Origin of the sequence: uncultured Halovibrio sp. (assembly GCF_913056445.1) — a bacterium.
Classification (GTDB): Bacteria; Pseudomonadota; Gammaproteobacteria; order Pseudomonadales; family Oleiphilaceae; genus Halospina; species Halospina utahensis_B.
On the sequence record NZ_CAJXMA010000067.1, the window covers coordinates 1 to 16110 of the forward strand.

General features: G+C 59.7%; 14 protein-coding genes. 9 read left to right on the plus strand and 5 right to left on the minus strand.

What is annotated here, in order from left to right; all coding sequences use genetic code 11:
- Nucleotides 1-1395: hypothetical protein (locus tag QZ501_RS11750; RefSeq protein WP_295719687.1), on the minus strand; the 1395-nt coding region annotated here is incomplete at its 3' end.
- A gap of 265 nt (nucleotides 1396-1660) precedes the next feature.
- Between QZ501_RS11750 and QZ501_RS11755 the strand changes: the two genes are divergently transcribed.
- The 7 genes from QZ501_RS11755 (at nucleotide 1661) to QZ501_RS11785 (ending at nucleotide 9389) form a co-directional block, all read left to right on the plus strand.
- Nucleotides 1661-2428, plus strand: coding sequence for a SapC family protein (locus QZ501_RS11755; protein ID WP_295719690.1), 768 nt, complete (start codon nucleotides 1661-1663; stop codon nucleotides 2426-2428).
- Nucleotides 2429-2581: 153 nt separating this feature from the next.
- On the plus strand, nucleotides 2582-3817 hold the full coding sequence (locus QZ501_RS11760) for a flagellin (protein ID WP_295719692.1): 1236 nt from the start codon (nucleotides 2582-2584) through the stop codon (nucleotides 3815-3817).
- A gap of 262 nt (nucleotides 3818-4079) precedes the next feature.
- Complete coding sequence (locus QZ501_RS11765) at nucleotides 4080-5297, plus strand: flagellin (RefSeq protein ID WP_295719694.1); 1218 nt, start codon at nucleotides 4080-4082, stop codon at nucleotides 5295-5297.
- Between the two features lie 72 nt (nucleotides 5298-5369).
- Nucleotides 5370-5792 (plus strand): flagellar protein FlaG, encoded by a 423-nt coding sequence (locus QZ501_RS11770; protein WP_295719697.1) that lies wholly within the window; start codon nucleotides 5370-5372, stop codon nucleotides 5790-5792.
- A gap of 329 nt (nucleotides 5793-6121) precedes the next feature.
- On the plus strand, nucleotides 6122-8107 hold the full coding sequence (fliD, locus tag QZ501_RS11775) for a flagellar filament capping protein FliD (RefSeq protein ID WP_295719699.1): 1986 nt from the start codon (nucleotides 6122-6124) through the stop codon (nucleotides 8105-8107).
- 50 nt (nucleotides 8108-8157) lie between these two features.
- Nucleotides 8158-8565, plus strand: a complete 408-nt coding sequence (gene fliS, locus QZ501_RS11780) for a flagellar export chaperone FliS (RefSeq protein ID WP_160898477.1) — start codon at nucleotides 8158-8160, stop codon at nucleotides 8563-8565.
- Between the two features lie 62 nt (nucleotides 8566-8627).
- Complete coding sequence (locus QZ501_RS11785) at nucleotides 8628-9389, plus strand: transporter substrate-binding domain-containing protein (RefSeq protein WP_295719701.1); 762 nt, start codon at nucleotides 8628-8630, stop codon at nucleotides 9387-9389.
- On the opposite strand, the gene QZ501_RS11790 is transcribed toward QZ501_RS11785, so the two are convergent.
- Nucleotides 9390-10316, minus strand: a complete 927-nt coding sequence (locus QZ501_RS11790; protein ID WP_295719703.1) for a histone deacetylase family protein — start codon at nucleotides 10314-10316, stop codon at nucleotides 9390-9392.
- A gap of 106 nt (nucleotides 10317-10422) precedes the next feature.
- Here QZ501_RS11790 and QZ501_RS11795 point away from each other — a divergent pair, with 106 nt between their 5' ends.
- Nucleotides 10423-13164, plus strand: coding sequence for a bifunctional acetate--CoA ligase family protein/GNAT family N-acetyltransferase (locus QZ501_RS11795; RefSeq protein ID WP_160898474.1), 2742 nt, complete (start codon nucleotides 10423-10425; stop codon nucleotides 13162-13164).
- A gap of 101 nt (nucleotides 13165-13265) precedes the next feature.
- On the opposite strand, the gene yaaA is transcribed toward QZ501_RS11795, so the two are convergent.
- Both yaaA and QZ501_RS11805 read right to left on the minus strand, forming a co-directional pair.
- The gene (gene yaaA, locus QZ501_RS11800) at nucleotides 13266-14030 is read right to left on the minus strand and encodes a peroxide stress protein YaaA (protein WP_295719706.1); all 765 of its coding nucleotides are present in this window, start codon (nucleotides 14028-14030) and stop codon (nucleotides 13266-13268) included.
- A 126-nt stretch (nucleotides 14031-14156) separates the two neighbouring features.
- Nucleotides 14157-14408 (minus strand): glutaredoxin family protein, encoded by a 252-nt coding sequence (locus tag QZ501_RS11805; protein WP_151441637.1) that lies wholly within the window; start codon nucleotides 14406-14408, stop codon nucleotides 14157-14159.
- Between the two features lie 59 nt (nucleotides 14409-14467).
- Here QZ501_RS11805 and rdgC point away from each other — a divergent pair, with 59 nt between their 5' ends.
- Nucleotides 14468-15391 carry a recombination-associated protein RdgC gene (gene rdgC / locus QZ501_RS11810; protein WP_160898469.1) on the plus strand — a complete coding sequence of 308 codons (924 nt, stop codon included), beginning with the start codon at nucleotides 14468-14470 and terminating at the stop codon, nucleotides 15389-15391.
- Here rdgC and QZ501_RS11815 read toward each other — a convergent pair.
- Nucleotides 15381-16110 (minus strand): YciK family oxidoreductase (locus QZ501_RS11815; RefSeq protein ID WP_295719710.1); only part of this gene is annotated, 730 nt, incomplete at its 5' end. The genes rdgC and QZ501_RS11815 overlap by 11 nt on opposite strands.

Genomic DNA, 16110 nt, shown 5'->3' on the forward strand with positions numbered 1-16110 from the left:
TTTTGAGAGACCATAGTCGACGCCACAATATTCAAGACCGATAGCAATGAGTGCATTACGCAGATCCGCCCATGCCTGTGTGCCTATAACCTGCTCGGGGTCCTCTTGATAGACCTTCTGGTATTGATGCATTTTCTCCGCGAGGGAAGCATCTTCTCTGCTTGCGGCCCGGTTGCTCACCCACTCTTTGCTGGCAATAACGCTACCTGGCCATAGCTTTTCTCCAACCAAAAAAGCGCGATACTTCCAGAAAAGGCCATCATCACTCTGAGTATCAATGTACTCGATCAGATAGACTTCAGTTGGGCTCTGAAGTCGAACTTTCAGATTTTCAAGGTCGTCAATCAGGTGCATGTTCTTGCCTCCCTGATAACCCGCCGCACGCATGATGATAGGCTCTTTCAGGCCGTGATTGCGTGCTGTTTCCCGCACGGTGTCGCCGATCTCTCCATCGATGAGGCCTAGGTGGACACTTTTCGGTACAATCACGCCCTCCCAGTCTGCTCCCCTTTGTGCGTTATTCTCGCGAGTGCATTCAAGCACCCGCTTAGGGTTATTGATCACAGGAATTCCATAACCACTATAGAGTCGCTCGCACAGGCGGTCGGCATTGACCAGTGCCTGTCTGCACCGCTCCGGGTCGGTGATGCCGTTATAAATTACATCGACTTTAGGGAGGTTTTTTAGCGTGGCATTGATCTCATCAATGGCATCGACGTGCAGTCGGTAACGCGTTGTATTCATTGTATCCAAAAGGGAAGGGAGATTATTGTGGCCTTCGCTGGTGTTGAGGCTCCCGGACTTCGGCTGAAAGATATAGCTGCCGCTGGCGATACTGGATAACACGAGAATACTCAGCTGCGATTGGTCCGTCGCCTGAGCGACGCTCAGTGGGTCCAGTCTTGCGGCTTCGTATGCCCACTGCCGGCTGATATCCTCTTTCCCGATCAGCCCATACAGCCCCGCAAGAAGCCTGGTGGCGGCGGCTGGCTTTTCGGTGGCGATACTCACCCAGTGTCTTGCGACACAAAGCGCATCCCAATGAAGGCCTGCCTTGGCGGCGGCGCGGATGTAGCGTTCCAGTAACGCTTCATTATTCGGCTGTAGAAACAGCGCCCGCGCCAGGGTTTCGGTAGCATCCCGCGCGTGCCCCTTTAGCATCTGGAGTTGCCCCAGGGTATCCATGGCATCAGGGTCGGTGGGTTCGATCTGAAGAACGGCTTTTGCCGCCGCCAGGACGCTGTCGCTTCCCCGAGCCTGCTTCAACTGGTTTTTTGCTTCCAGGAGGCCATCAGGTTTTGGGATTGCCGATTCCCTCACCACCGGGCTGACCTTCTCTTTAGTTCCAGCCTTGCGTGACTGTGGGTTAGAGGCTCGGCGTTTGCGTTGTGTCATTGGTTACTTTCTCCAGAAATGCAGGTGCTGGCGCGAATATCTATGTCTCGGTGGTTCGGGCCGCGAAGCTGAGTATGGGCCTAAGATGGCAAAGAAATGCCGTCTCCACCAGTTTCTTTCAGGGTGAAGCACAGCCTGTGCCAACGGTTGGACTAACCAGGTCACCTAGCTCAGGCTGCCTGCGGCATCAAGCAGAAAAGCTGCTAGGATGGGACTGAAAAATGGGACACTGAGAAGGGCTGGTATCAATGCAAAGGGGAAAGCTATGAGCGTTACAGTTTTGGATCCAGAGCGGCATGGAAGTCTTCGTCTTCTTCAGAGCACGGATTTCAGCTTTGCCCGGGATCGAATCATGGTGCCGGTGTGGGGCCAGGAAATACCTCATGCAGCTCGATTTTTTCCAGTGGTATTCATGCCGCGTGATGACCAGTGGATCCCTATAGCGCTTATGGGCCTGGAGGAGGGGCGGAATCCCTTCGTTTCTTCGCGAGGCAAATGGTTGGCTGATTATATTCCTGCGGTTCTCAGGGCACATCCTTTCTATTCCGTGGAGTCGGGTCAGGGCGAGCCAGTGCTCGGTATTGAGGAAAATGACCCCTCTCTTACCGAGGACATGACGCTCGAAGAAAGAAGCCTTCCTCTTTTCGAGGCTGATGGCACGCCTTCCGAGCTGACCCATACTGCGTTGAGTGTTCTGCAGCAGATTCGGGGCCAGCAGGAGCACACATGGAAAGCTATGCGTATTTTAGAGAGGTTGGATCTTCTTGCCCCATGGGTGCCGCGAAGTGGCGAACGAGGTAGTAGTCAGCTTTATGCGGTCGATGAGACGGCAATCAAGAACCTAGATGATGAACGGTTTCTTGAACTGCGTGAGCCTGGAGTTCTTGCGCTGATATATGCTCACCTCGTCTCGCTCAGGCAGTTTCATTCCCTCCAGAAGAGCCACTCACAGCTGTGGTTGGCTGCGAAACAACAGGGAAGCAATGCCCTTTTCCCGCAGGAAAGCGATCTTTTCATTTTCGGGGATAGGTGAGAGAGGCGTCGTTACATCCATTTACAAAAAGCCTGTCATTCGGTCTAAAGGCCTGACACTTTCTGCCGTTATGCAAGCCAGAAGGCAATACCATCGAATGCTCGGTGGGGCGGCCTATGGTCCTCAAAAGAGTGAGCAGGCAGGAGAACGGTTATGGCACTCGGTATCAACACAAACGTGGCATCGCTCAGCGCCCAGAACGAGCTGAACGCATCCAAGTCGACCAAGAACGAGGCGCTGGAGCGTCTTTCGTCTGGGCTGCGCATCAACAGTGCGAAGGACGACGCGGCGGGTCTGGCGATCTCGACCCGATTTGAGTCCCAGATCAGCGGCCTGAACGTGGCCAGCCGGAACGCGCAGGACGGTATCTCACTGGCACAGACCGCGGAAGGCGGGCTGGATGAGATCACCAACAACCTCCAGCGCGTGCGGGAGCTGTCGGTGCAGGCGGCGAACGCCACCAACAACGACACGGACCGTTCCGCGCTGAATGATGAAGTGCAACAGCGTCTGGAGGAGATTGACCGGATTGCGAGCCAGACGGATTTCAACGGACTGAACGTGCTGGATGGGACGCTCAGTAGCCAGAAATTCCAGGTGGGCGCCAATGCAGGCCAGACGATCAGTGTTGACCTCAATACAAGCGCCCGAACTGGCAATACCGGTCAGTTGGCGATCGCTTCTACTAGTAGTGCCTTGGATGCAAGTGATTTCTCGACCTTTTCTGGTACCGATGATGGGGGGACCCTGTTCAGTGTCACAGCTGGAGATGGTGATCAGATCGATGTGAATCTTAGCTTGAGTGCTGACCTTTTTGATGCTTCGACTGCTGCTGGTGCGACGGTAGATGCTTCAGCTGCTGACCAGGTTTTTGAAGAGGTCACTCGGCAGATCAATGATCAAGTAGGCAACTCAGCCTATGCATCGTACGAAGAGGACAGTAATGGTGATGCCACTTTCGAATTGCGTTCGACTGACAAGCTGACCTTCGCAAGCGGTGCTGCCGGAAGCCCATTCGCTGGTGCAGATGGTGGTAACTTTGATGGTAGCGGAGGAGATGCGACGGTGACCGATGGCAGTCTGAATGCTGCTTCTGTGGATACCGCAGCTAACGCCAATGATGCCATTCTGCGGATTGATGCTGCGCTTGAGAACGTGAACAACTTCCGAAGCGAATTGGGTGCGGTTCAGAACCGCTTCGAGTCGACCATCAGCAATCTCAACAACAATATTGAGAACCTGGAGGCTTCGAAGAGCCGGATCTTGGATGCGGACTTCGCGGCCGAGACCGCTAAGCTGCAGAAGGCGAACGTGCTGCAACAGGCTGGTATCTCGGTGCTGGCGCAGGCGAACCAGTCGCCGCAGCAGGTTCTTTCCCTCCTGCAGTAAACCCAGCTCGGAAGCAGCCGCTCCCCACTCTGACGGGGCGGTGAATCCTAAGGAGCCGCCATCTCTGAACAAGAGGTGGCGGTTTTTTATGGAATGCTGGTACTGCCTTTCTTTTTATCCGTTACATCCATTTACAAAAAGCCTGTCATTTGATCTAAAGGCCTGACACTTTCTGCCGTTACGCAAGTCAGAAGGCAATACCATCGAATGCTCGGTGGGTGGCCTACGGTCCTCAAAAGAGTGAACAGGCAGGAGAACGGTTATGGCACTCGGTATCAACACAAACGTGGCATCGCTCAGCGCCCAGAACGAGCTGAACGCATCCAAGTCGACCAAGAACGAGGCGCTGGAGCGTCTTTCGTCTGGGCTGCGCATCAACAGTGCGAAGGACGACGCGGCGGGTCTGGCGATCTCGACCCGATTTGAGTCCCAGATCAGCGGCCTGAACGTGGCCAGCCGGAACGCGCAGGACGGTATCTCACTGGCACAGACCGCGGAAGGCGGGCTGGATGAGATCACCAACAACCTCCAGCGCGTGCGGGAGCTGTCGGTGCAGGCGGCGAACGCCACCAACAACGACACGGACCGTTCCGCGCTGAATGATGAAGTGCAACAGCGTCTGGAGGAGATTGACCGGATTGCGAGCCAGACGGATTTCAACGGACTGAACGTGCTGGATGGGACGCTCAGTAGCCAGAAATTCCAGGTGGGCGCCAATGCAGGCCAGACGATCAGTGTGGATCTTGATGCGAGTGCAAGAACCGAGGACTTGGGCACTATTGCCGTGGCAGATTCGGCATCCTTCTCAAGTGCTGACGGTTTCTCGTACTTCGCGGCTGGCGACTCTAGTGGTGAAGGTGCTACTGCGTTTTCAGTAACCGTCGGTGATGGTGACCAGATCGATGTCAGCCTGACCCTTGATGATGGCAATTTTGATAGTAGCGGTATTTCCCAAGATGATCAGGCGGTTTTCGATGAAGTCGCGTCGCAAATCAATGATCAGGTTGGCAATGCGGCTTACGCGTCCGTTACAGATGCGAGCGGCAGCTTCACCATCGAGCTTAGATCGACTGAAGAGTTGACGATCGTGAAAGATGGTAGCAATACCAACCCATTGGATGGGAGCGGTACTTTGGGCTCGGACGGTACCGTTGGGCTTACTGACGGAAGTCTCAATGCGGCGTCGGTCGACACCGCTGCTAATGCAAACGATGCCATTGTGCGTATTGATGGGGCGCTGGATGCGGTGAACGAATTCCGCAGTGAACTGGGTGCGGTTCAGAACCGCTTCGAGTCGACCATCAGCAACCTCAACAACAACATTGAGAACCTGGAGGCCTCGAAGAGCCGGATCCTGGATGCGGACTTTGCGTCCGAGACGGCCAAGCTGCAGAAGGCGAACGTGCTGCAGCAGGCTGGTATCTCGGTGCTGGCGCAGGCGAACCAGTCGCCGCAGCAGGTCCTGTCCCTCCTGCAGTAAGCGGGGCGTTAAGGCAGCCGTCGCCCTCCGGGGCGGCGGCCGGGCCGCGTAACCGCACTGGTGAGGTGTGATATGAGTGACATAAATCTGAACAGCCCGGACCCGAACCGCAAGGCCCCCGAAAAGCCGGAATCGGGGCGGGTGTCAGCGCCATCATCACAGCCCTCCGCAAGCGGGGAAGGCCGTGAGAACGGTTCCGTAACGCCGATCGAGGCTGGACGGAGCGGGGAAACCCGGGCTGAAAAGTCCGAGAAACGGAGCGACGCCATCCGCGAAGAGCTGAATGAGGCGGTCTCGCGCCTTAATGATTTTGTCCAGTCCGTGCAGCGGGACCTGGAATTTGATGTGAACGACGACACCGGTCAGACGGTGGTTCGCGTCATCGACCAACAGACTGATGAGGTGGTTCGCCAGATTCCGGATGACTTGGCACTGAAACTGGCGGAGAATCTCCAGCAGGACGAGCCTTTATCGTTGCTGAACATCAAGGTGTAAAGCCTTGTAGAGCATAGGTTCAAGGGATAGCCGTCATCCTTCCGGGATGGCGGCTTTTTTGTTTTTGCGGGGGCCTGTTTGGTGTGTAGGAGCCTGCTTGCAGGCGATCGGTTCTGGTTTCAATGTTGTTGATCGCGAGCGAGCTCGCTCCTACCGGAGGCCGTACGACCAGTGGTGGCATGCGGTGTGCATTGATCGTCCAAAAGACGGCAAAACCCGGCCTGCTTACAATCAGTAACAGGTTTGCAGCGGTAAAGAGGCAAAGTTTTGCCGCAATTGGCCGTTACACTCTATAGACAGGCAACAGTACCTTCGGGAGGAGGTTGTCCATGGGCGGCATATCATCCCTTGGCGTCGGGTCGGGCGTTCTCAACGCTGATCTGGTCGACAAGCTGGTTCAGGCGGAGCGAGGCCCCACCGAGAATCGGCTCAACCAGGAGCAGAAAGAAACCGAGGCGATGATTTCGGCGTTCGGCAAGATCCGTAGTGCCGTGACCGATCTCAGGCTTCCCATGCGCCAGCTGGGCTCTCCGGAAGCGATGCAGTCGTTTTCCGCCTCGACCAACGGTGACAGTGTCAGCGTTTCCGTGGACAGTGCCAATGCCAGCGAGGGGAACTATAACCTCGATGTGCAGCAGCTTGCGACCAACCAGTCCCTCGCTTCCGGCTCGTTTTCGGACCGCAATACAACGAGCGTTGGGCAGGGGACCCTGACCATTCAGACTGGCGACAAGACGACCAACATCACAGTCGATGGCAGCAACGACACCCTTCAGGGGCTCGCCAACAGCATCAACGAATCCGACGCGGGTGTGTCCGCCGGCATCGTGGACACGGGTAATGGCTATCGCTTGACCCTGTCCTCGGACGAAAGCGGTACGGCCAACGGCGCAACCATCTCGGTCTCGGATTCCGACGGCAACAACACCGACAACACCGGCCTCTCGCAGTTCGCGTTCAACGACACGACGAAGAACATGGAAGAAACCGTTGCTGCCCAGGATGCCAAGCTGAGCGTGAACGGCATCGACGTGACGCGTTCTTCCAACAGCGTCGAAGGCGTTGTGGATGGGCTGACGTTCCAGCTTCAGAACACTGGGACAACATCCGTCGGGGTCAGCCAGGACACCGGCGCGGTCGCCGAGAAGGTCCAGAAGTTCGTGGACAAGTTCAACGCTTTCAAGAGCACGGTCAACGAGCTGACCTCCTTCAGCCAGGATAGCGGGGGCAGTCTGCTGACCGGTGATGCCACGGTGCGAAACGTTGAGAACCAGCTCAAGCGGGAGCTCAACCAGATCGTTCCGGGTCTTGAGAACGCGAGTGTCCGCAGTCTTTCGGACGTTGGCATCAGTACGGATTTCCAGACCGGGCAGCTTGAGTTTGACTCCCAGAAGTTCCAGGAAGAGCTGAAGGCCAACCCGGACGATGTAACGGCGCTTTTCGCGGAGCAGGGCCGCACATCCGATTCCCAGGTGGAATTCGTTCGCAGCAGTGTGAACACCGAGGCCGGCGAATACAGCATCAATGTGAGCCAGGCAGCGACCCAGGGGCAGCTGGTCTCCAGTAACCAGACACCGGCGACCGGTATCAACGTTGATGCCGACAACAACAGCCTGACGTTCAAGGTCGATGGGCAGACCAGCGCCAGCATTGAGTTGACTGCGGGCACCTATACCCGTGATGAGCTTGCGACTGAGATACAGACCCAGCTCAACAACAATGATGCGCTGAATTCGGCGGACCGTAGCGTAAATGTTGGCGTTGATGGCAGCGGCAGTCTCACGTTTACCTCGGGCAGTTACGGCAGCGACTCAAATGTTGCCATCACCAGCGTTGATACCAACACCGAGGCAGAGCTCGGGCTGGCCGTTGAGACGGGAACAACAGGCAATGACGTTGCGGGCACCATTAATGGCGCTACGGCGGAAGGTGATGGTCGGGTGCTGCGCCTGTCGGATAGCAGTGACAATGCGGCAGACGGCATCCAGGTGCGCATTAATGGCAGCCAGACCGGTGATCGTGGGACGGTTGAGTTCATACAGGGTGTGAGCGAACGGATGGTCGATACCGTTTCCAACATGGTCGGCTCCAATGGTGCCCTGAGCTCCCGTACGGATGCACTCAATAATGAACTGGACGACATTGCGCAGGAGCGTGAAGACCTGAATGAGCGTATCCAGTCCTACCGCGAACGCCTGACGAGCCAGTTCAGCTCCGCGGACGCGCGGATTGCCGAATTCAACAGCACGCAGCAGTATCTGAGCCAGCAACTGGCGGGTATGAGCGGCGGCAGCGGGATGATTGGCGGCGGGTGATCGTCGCCTCCTGATCATGAACAACCAAGCCAGGCAACAGGGGTAACACCATGAACGCACTGCAGGCTTACCAGCAGGTTAACACCCAGACCAGCATCACGGATGCGGATCCCCACAAGCTGGTCCAGCTTCTTCTGGATGGGGCGCTTGAACGCATTAATATGGCGAAGGGCAAGATTGAGGCAAAGGATTACGCGGCCAAGGGAAATCTGATCAACAAGAGCATGGAGATCGTGGCCGTGCTACGTGGCTCCCTGAATTTTGAAGAAGGCGGGGATTTGGCCGGTGAACTGGAGAGGCTCTACGACTACATGGAGAGAGCTCTTCTGGAAGCCAGCATGCGCAATGACGTGGAAAAACTGGACGAAGTTGCCGGGCTTCTACGCACGGTCAAGGAAGGCTGGCAAGGCATCCGCGAAGAGGCCCTGGACTTCCTGCGCCAGCGCGACGCCGGCTGAGGGATGACGGATTTCAGTCCCTGTGCTTTAATTCAGGGCGAGCCTGAGGACTGGAGTCATCCATGCTGCGTGCCCTGTTGTACGGTGCCCTTGTATTGCTGGCCTCGCTGGGCTCTGTTGCCCTGCAGGCCAACTCCACCGTTGAAGACCCCATCACATTCAGCCTCGCGGCCATAGAGCCCTGGGCTGAGCGCACGCCGGAAGGCGAGCGCCGTGGTCTGCTTGTGGATCTGGTGGAAGCGATCCGCAGTCGTACCGATATCCCCATCCGTTACCAGGTCCGCCCGCACAGCCGCGCCATTCTGGAAATGGAGGAGGGGCATGCGGATTTCGTACCCACCTTTGTCGCGCCCGGCATCAATCAGATCGCAGAACCCGTGGCTGACCTGGTGGACGTGCAGGTTCTGGCTCTGGGGCGTGCCGAGGATGAGCCCATTGACTCATTGGACGAACTGGCAGGCGAGAACGTGGGTTATCTCAGCGGTACCTGGTACGGGCACACCTTTGCTGCTAATGAGGCCATTCGTAAGGTTCCCGTCAACAATGTGGCCCATGGCCTGAGGCTGCTGAAGCGTGACAGGCTGAGGGCGGTAGTGGCGTCGGAGCTGGCCATCCCGGCTGGTTTCGATCCGGATGGCTCCGGGGCGCCGGTTCGCACCCTGATGCGGCTGGATACCCTGAAGGGAAAAGTGTTCATGTCCCGATCCTCGCCTCGGGAAGAGGCGGCGGAGGCCATTGCCGCGGCCATTGAGGGCATGCACGAGGACGGCACCATGGAGCGGCTGTTCAGCAACCGCTATGAGGCGGACATCGCCCGGGAGTGATCAGCTGGCGGCAATCAGCCCGCGGATGTGCGCCTCGACACCTTCAGTGAGTGACTGCAGGTGGTAACCCCCCTCCAGCATCGACACGACCCGCCCCCGGCAAAGCTCCCAGGCGAGGCGGGTGATCTCTTCCGTGATCCAGGTGTAGTCCTCGGTTTCCAGGTTCACATCCGCCAGTGGATCCAGCCGGTGCGCGTCAAAACCTGCTGACACCAGGATCAGCTGGGGCTTGAAGGCCGCCAGTTCCTCGAACCAGCCATCCGTGACCGCCTGCCGATAGCTGGCGCTGTCCGTGCCTGGTTCCAGCGGGACGTTCAGGATGTGCCCGGGCATACCGTGGCTATGCTTGAAGGGGTAGAAGGGGTGCTGGAAGCTGGAGCACAGCAGCACGCGCGGGTCATGGTGGAAGATGTCCACGGTGCCGTTACCCTGGTGGACGTCGAAGTCGAGGATGGCGACCCGTTCCAGATGGTGGAAAGTGAGCGCGTGCAGAGCAGCAATGGCGATGTTGTTGAAGAAGCTGAACCCCATGGTGCGATTGCGTTCAGCATGGTGGCCCGGCGGCCGGATGGCGCAGAAGGCGTTGCGCGCCTGGTTGGTGAGCACCTGGTTCACGGCCTGGATGCCGGAGCCCGCCGCGAGTTTGGCGGAACGGAACGTGTGCGGGTTCATGGCCGTGTCCGGGTCCGCCATGATGCGGCCCTGGCTGGGCGTCATCTGTTCCAGCTGGCTGATGTAGCTGTCCGGGTGGGCGCGGCGCAGTTCATCGTGGGAGGCTTCTTCCGCTTCGTTGACGGCCAGCTGCTCCCACAGGCCGGTCTGCTGCAGGTGTTCACGGATGGCGCTCAGGCGCCGCGGGCTTTCCGGGTGGTCATCCCCCATATCGTGTTTTTCACAGTCGGGGTGATGGAAGTAGGCTGTTGCCATCGTCGCGCCTCGCCATGCAGGTTACACTTCTGACAGGGATTGTGAGCCGCGCGGATGGATGTGGCAAGCAATCCGGCGTCTGGAAAGGGTCTGAAAGAGGGGCTGTATGTCCACCCGGCATCTCAATGCGCTGTTCAATCCGCGTTCCATTGCCGTCATCGGGGCGTCCGAAAGGGCTACAAGCCTGGGCGGCATGGTGCTGCGCAACCTCATGGCCGGGGATTACCCGGGCCAGCTGCTGGTGGTGAACCGCCAGGGGTACGACAAGGTGCACGGCATCCGCTGTGAGCGCCGCATCAAGCAGATGCCCTGGGCGCCGGATCTGGCGATCATCTGTACCCCGCCGGAAACCGTGCCCAAGCTGGTGCGCCAGCTGGGCGAATGCGGGGTGCGGACCGCCATGGTGATGACCGGTGGTATGTCCCGTTCCTACAGCCGCAATGGCGAACCGCTGATGTACGCGGTGCGGGATGCCGCCAAGAAGGCCGGCGTTCGGATTCTGGGGCCCAATACCATCGGCATCATGTCGCCGGACACGCAGCTGAACGCCACCTACGCCCACATGGGCGTGCTGCCCGGCAAGATCGGGTTCGTGGGGCAGTCCGGTACCGTGGCCAGCGCAGTCATCGACTGGGCCTTTGCCCGGGGTGTGGGGTTCTCGCGCCTGCTGACCCTGGGGGATGGCGTGGACATCGCCCATGACGATCTCATCGACTACCTGGCGGAGGACCCGGGGACCCGGGCGATCCTGCTGCACATTGAGCACATCCCGAACCCGCGCCGGTTCATCTCCTCGGTACGGGCCGCCTCGCGCTCCAAACCAGTGATCGCTGTAAAAAGTGGCCGTTTCCCGGAGTCCGAGTATCTGCCGCACACACTCCCGGATGGCATTACCCAGACGGATCCGATCTACGATGCCGCGCTCCAGCGTGCCGGTGTGCTGCGGGTGAACGGCCTGGACGAGATGTTCGATGCCCTGGAGAGCCTCTCACGCATGCGCCGGGTGCGCCGTGAGGAGCTGGTGGTGCTGTGCAACGGCGTGGGCCCCGGGGTGCTGGCGGTGGACCGGCTGCTTTACCAAGGGGGCGAGCTGGCGCAGTTTTCCGAGGAGACGGTGGCGAAACTGGAGCAGCGTCTGCCCGGCTATCTGAGCGTGCGCAACCCGCTGGACCTGGGCTATGACGCCTCGCCCCAGCTCTACGCGGATGTCCTCCAGATCCTGGGTCAGGACCCGGGCATTGCGAATGTGCTGGTGATGTACACGCCTACGCTGCTGGAGGACACCCTGCACATCGCGGATTCGGTGATGCAGGTGGCCCGGCGCCAGCGCCTGAATGTGTTCACCTGCTGGCTGGGCCAGAGCACGGTTCTGGACGCCCGGGATGCCTTCTACGAGGCCGGGGTGCCCACCTTCTTCTCACCGGAGAAGGCGATCCGTGCCTTCATGCACTTTGTGAAGCACCAGCGTGGCCAGCGGCTGCTGGCGGAGACACCGGAATCCTGGGTAGAACCGGAGGTGAATCGCCAGGAGGCCCGGGAGATGGTCCAGAAGGTGATCCGCAGCCGCCGCAACCACCTGACCAACCGCGAGGCCCGCCAGCTGGTGGCCGCCTACGGCATCCAGACCCTGGAGACGGCCTACTGCGACGATGAAGAGGAGGCTGTGGAGGCGTTCCGTGAGTGGGGCGGGCCAGTGAACATCACGCTGCTGCATGAGCGCGGCTGCCATCCGTACCTGGAGGAGACCTCCGGCCGTGGGCGTTACCGCTACACCATCCGCCGGCTCAATGATGAGGCGGCCATCTCCAATGCCTGCCAGACGCTCATGGAGCAGTACCGCAAGCACTTCCCCAACAGCGGCTTCCTGGGGTTTGCCATGCACCAGACGAATGCCGGGCTGGAGGGGATTGGTTTCAGCCTCGGTCTCACCCGGGATGCGGTCTTCGGGCCCCTGATCGTGTGTGGCTCCGCCGGCGCGCGGGTGAACATCATGAGTGACCGGCGCGTGGCACTGCCGCCGCTGAACATGAACCTGGCCAATGAGCTGCTGGCGCGCAGTAATGCCTACCGACTGCTGCGCGAGTACAGCCCAAAACCGGAGGAGGACATCCGGGCCGTGTGCCAGACGCTGGTAACGCTCTCCCAGATCAACAGCGACATTCCCGAGATCCGCGGGCTGGAGATCCTGCCCCTGCTGTTTGGGGAGGATGGTGCCGTGGCCTGCGATGTGGCCATTGATCTGGGCGAGCCGGTTCGGCCGGTGATCAAGCCCTATCCCCGTGAGCTGGAGGAGTGGGTCAGCCTGAAATCCGGCCGCAAGGTTCTGGTGCGCCCGATCCGCGCCGAGGATGAGCCGGGTCACCTGGAGTTCCACCAGAGCCAGTCCCCGGAGACGATCCGGTACCGGTTCTTCCAGTACCGCAACAGCTTCACCCACGATGACATCGCGCGGATGGTCCAGATCGACTACGACCGCGAGATGGTGTTCATCGCCACGGAGTGGCTGGAGGATGGCAGTGAACGCACCCTTGGCACCGTGCGAGTGTGGACGGATGCAGACAACATCCAGTGCGAGTTTGCCGTTATGGTGCGCGATGATCTGCGCGGCGAGGGTCTGGGCCGGATCCTGATGGAGAAGATGATCCGCTACTGCAAGGCCCGCGGCACCCTCGAGATGGTGGGTCACGTCCTCCCCGGCAATGAGGCCATGGCCGGTCTTGCCAGGGCGCTCGGGTTCTCGGTTACCTACGATCAGGAAGAAGACGTTGTGGCCCTGAAGCTGCCCCTGAACAAGCCTACCGAGGACTGGCACCTGGACCGGTTGGATGGCGAGATGCCGCCGATCTGAATGGTTTCATGGTGGATTCGCGGCATGGGTCGCGGCCATGGCCGCTCCTACGGAAGGAGGACGATATTGCGTAGGAGCGACCCCCGGTCGCGATCGGTTTTCTATTCCCGCGTAAACACCCAGTTTTCCCCGCCGGACAGCTCTTCGTTGAACGCGTAGCCGTCGGTATCAAACCCTTTCACGTCTTCGGGGTTGGTCAGGCGGTGGCGGATGATGTAGGCGGCCATCATGCCGCGGGCCTTCTTGGCGTAGAAGCTGATCATCTTGTACTGGCCGTTCTTCCAGTCCTTGAACTGGGGCGTGATGATGCGGGCACCCAGCTTCTTATGGTCCACGGCCTTGAAGTACTCGTTGGAGGCGAGGTTGATCAGCACACCGTCGTCCTGTTCCAGCTCATTCTTCAGGTGGGCGGTGATGGTGTCCTTCCAGAAGGCATAGAGGTCCTTGCCCCGGGCATTCTGGAACTTCGTGCCCATTTCCAGCCGGTAGGGCTGCATCAGGTCCAGCGGGCGCAGCACGCCGTAGAGGCCGGAGAGGATGCGCAGGTGGTGCTGGGCGAAGTCGAAGTCGTTCTGGGTGAACTTTTCCGGCGCCATGCCTTCGTAGACGTCGCCTTTGAACGCGAGGACGCTCGGGCGCGCGTTGTCGGGCGTGAAGGGGGTGTGCCATTCCTGATAGCGTTGGGCGTTGAGTTCGCCGAGCTGCTGGCTGATGCCCATGAGGTTGCTGACCTGGTGGGGTTCCAGCTGCTTGAGGTCGTCGATCAGTTCCCGGCTGTGTTCGAGGAACTGGGGTTGGGAGTAGCTGCTCGTGGGGAGCTTGCTTTCGTAGTCGAGTTTTTTGGCGGGTGAGACAACCATTAACATTTTCTATCCTCCCAAGGTTTCTGTTAGGGGCAGTCTAACATTTTTCTGGTGAGTGGGCGTGGGGGTCGCGGCTACAGCCGCGATAGTAACGCCCCCTTTATCTGGCCCAGCCCACACGACTATCGGTCAGTGGTTTCCCAGAAACGCGATCACATCCTCCGCCGTAAACGGCCAGTCCAGTTCCTTTCCTTCAGGTTCCATACGCAGAACCGGAATGCGCTCACCGTATTGTTCCACCAGCTCCTCGGATTCGCTGATGTCGACGACGTCCACCGGGATGGGGGTCTCGAGTGGGGTGCGGACGAGGATCTGTTCGGCCTGTTCGCAGAGTTCGCAGTTTTCAGTGATGTAGAAATAGAGGCTGGTGCCTGTGGACATGGTGCTGGCTTCCCCCGGATAATCCCGGCCCTGTTTGGTCAATGCCGGGGATCTGGTTCATGTGGTTTCGTAACGCGCGTCTCTATCGTATCACTAAAGCCTTCGAGTGGTCCGCCGAGGCCCTGGAGGAGGCGCTGGCAAAGCGGGCGTTCCAGCCCTGCGGGCCCCAGGACACCGAGCGTATGGGCTGGGTGTCGCCGCTTGGGCGTGATGGCGATCAGCTGGTATTTACGTCCGGCGAGTGCCATCTGGTTTGCCTGCGCCGCGAGGAGAAGGTGCTGCCGCCGGCGGTGATCCGCGAGGAGGTGGATGAGCGCGTTGCCGCGGCTGAGGAAGAGCGGGGGCAACCGCTGCGGCGCAAGGATAAGACGGAGATCAAGGAGCAGGTGACGCTGGAACTGTTGCCCCGGGCGTTCACCAAGTCGCGGTTCATTCATGCCTATATTGCGCCGTCCCAGGAACTGGTTGTGGTGGACTCCGCTGCCAGTAACGCGGCCGAGACACTGCTTTCGGAGCTGCGTGAGACGTTGGGCTCCATGCCAGTTCGTCCGCCGGCGGTACAGCAATCGCCGGCGTTCACTATGACCCAATGGCTACGCGGTGAAGCGCATCCTCCAGCTGGGTTGGTGCCAGCGGATGAGTGTGAGCTGCGCGATGATGAGGAGCAGGGCGGTGTGGTCCGCATCAAGGGCGTGGGTCTGGATGGGGATGAGGTTCGTGCCCATCTGGATAACGCCATGAGCGTGACGCGGCTGGCGCTGGACTGGGAGGATCAGCTGTCGTTCATGCTGGACGATGAGCTGACGATCCGTCGGCTGCGCTTCGGGGATGACCTGAAGGAGAAGCTGGACGACGATGCCGGGGATGACCGCGTCGCCCGCTTTGATGCCGCCTTCAGCCTGATGACACTGGAGTTGTCACGCCTGGTTCCGGCGCTGCTGGAGGCCTTTGGCGGCGAGGACCGTTCCGCGCTCAGCGCTTGATCTGGGCGTCGAACTGCTGGCCGGTTACGCCTTTTGAATCCGGGCCCATCAGGTACAGGTAGGCGCCCATGATGGCGTCCGGTTCCGGGTTGCTGGCCGGGTCCTCGGCCGGGTAGGCGAGGTGGCGCATGTAGGTGCGGGTGGCGCCGGGGTTGAGGCTGTTCACCCGCACGGCGGTGCGCGCATCGTCCAGTTCATCGGCGAGGGTTTCCACCAGGCCTTCGGTGGCGAACTTGGAGATGGCGTAGGCACCCCAGTTGGCGCGCCCCTTACGGCCCACGCTTGATGACGTGAAGATCACTGAGGCGTCCGGAGCGGCGCGCAGCAGTGGGGTCATGGCCTGGCTGAGCAGGAAGGCGCCGGTTACATTGGTGCGCATCACCCGTTCCCATTCCTCCGGATTGTAGTACTCCAGCGGCGTGCGGTCGCCGAGACGGCTGGCATTGTGCAGCAGGCCGTCCAGTCGGCCGAAGTCCTCCTCGATGCGTTCCACCACCTGGTCATAGTCCGCCGCGCCAGCGCCTTCAATATCCAGCGGCAGGATCAACGGTTCCGGGTGGCCAGCGGCGTCGATCTCGTCATAGACCTTTTCCAGCTTCTTGATGGTGCGGCCCAGGAGAATAACGGTGGCGCCGTGTGCCGCGTAGGCTTTGGCAGCGGCGCGGCCGATGCCGTCACCGGCGCCGGTGACCATGATGATGCGGTCCTTCAACAGGTCC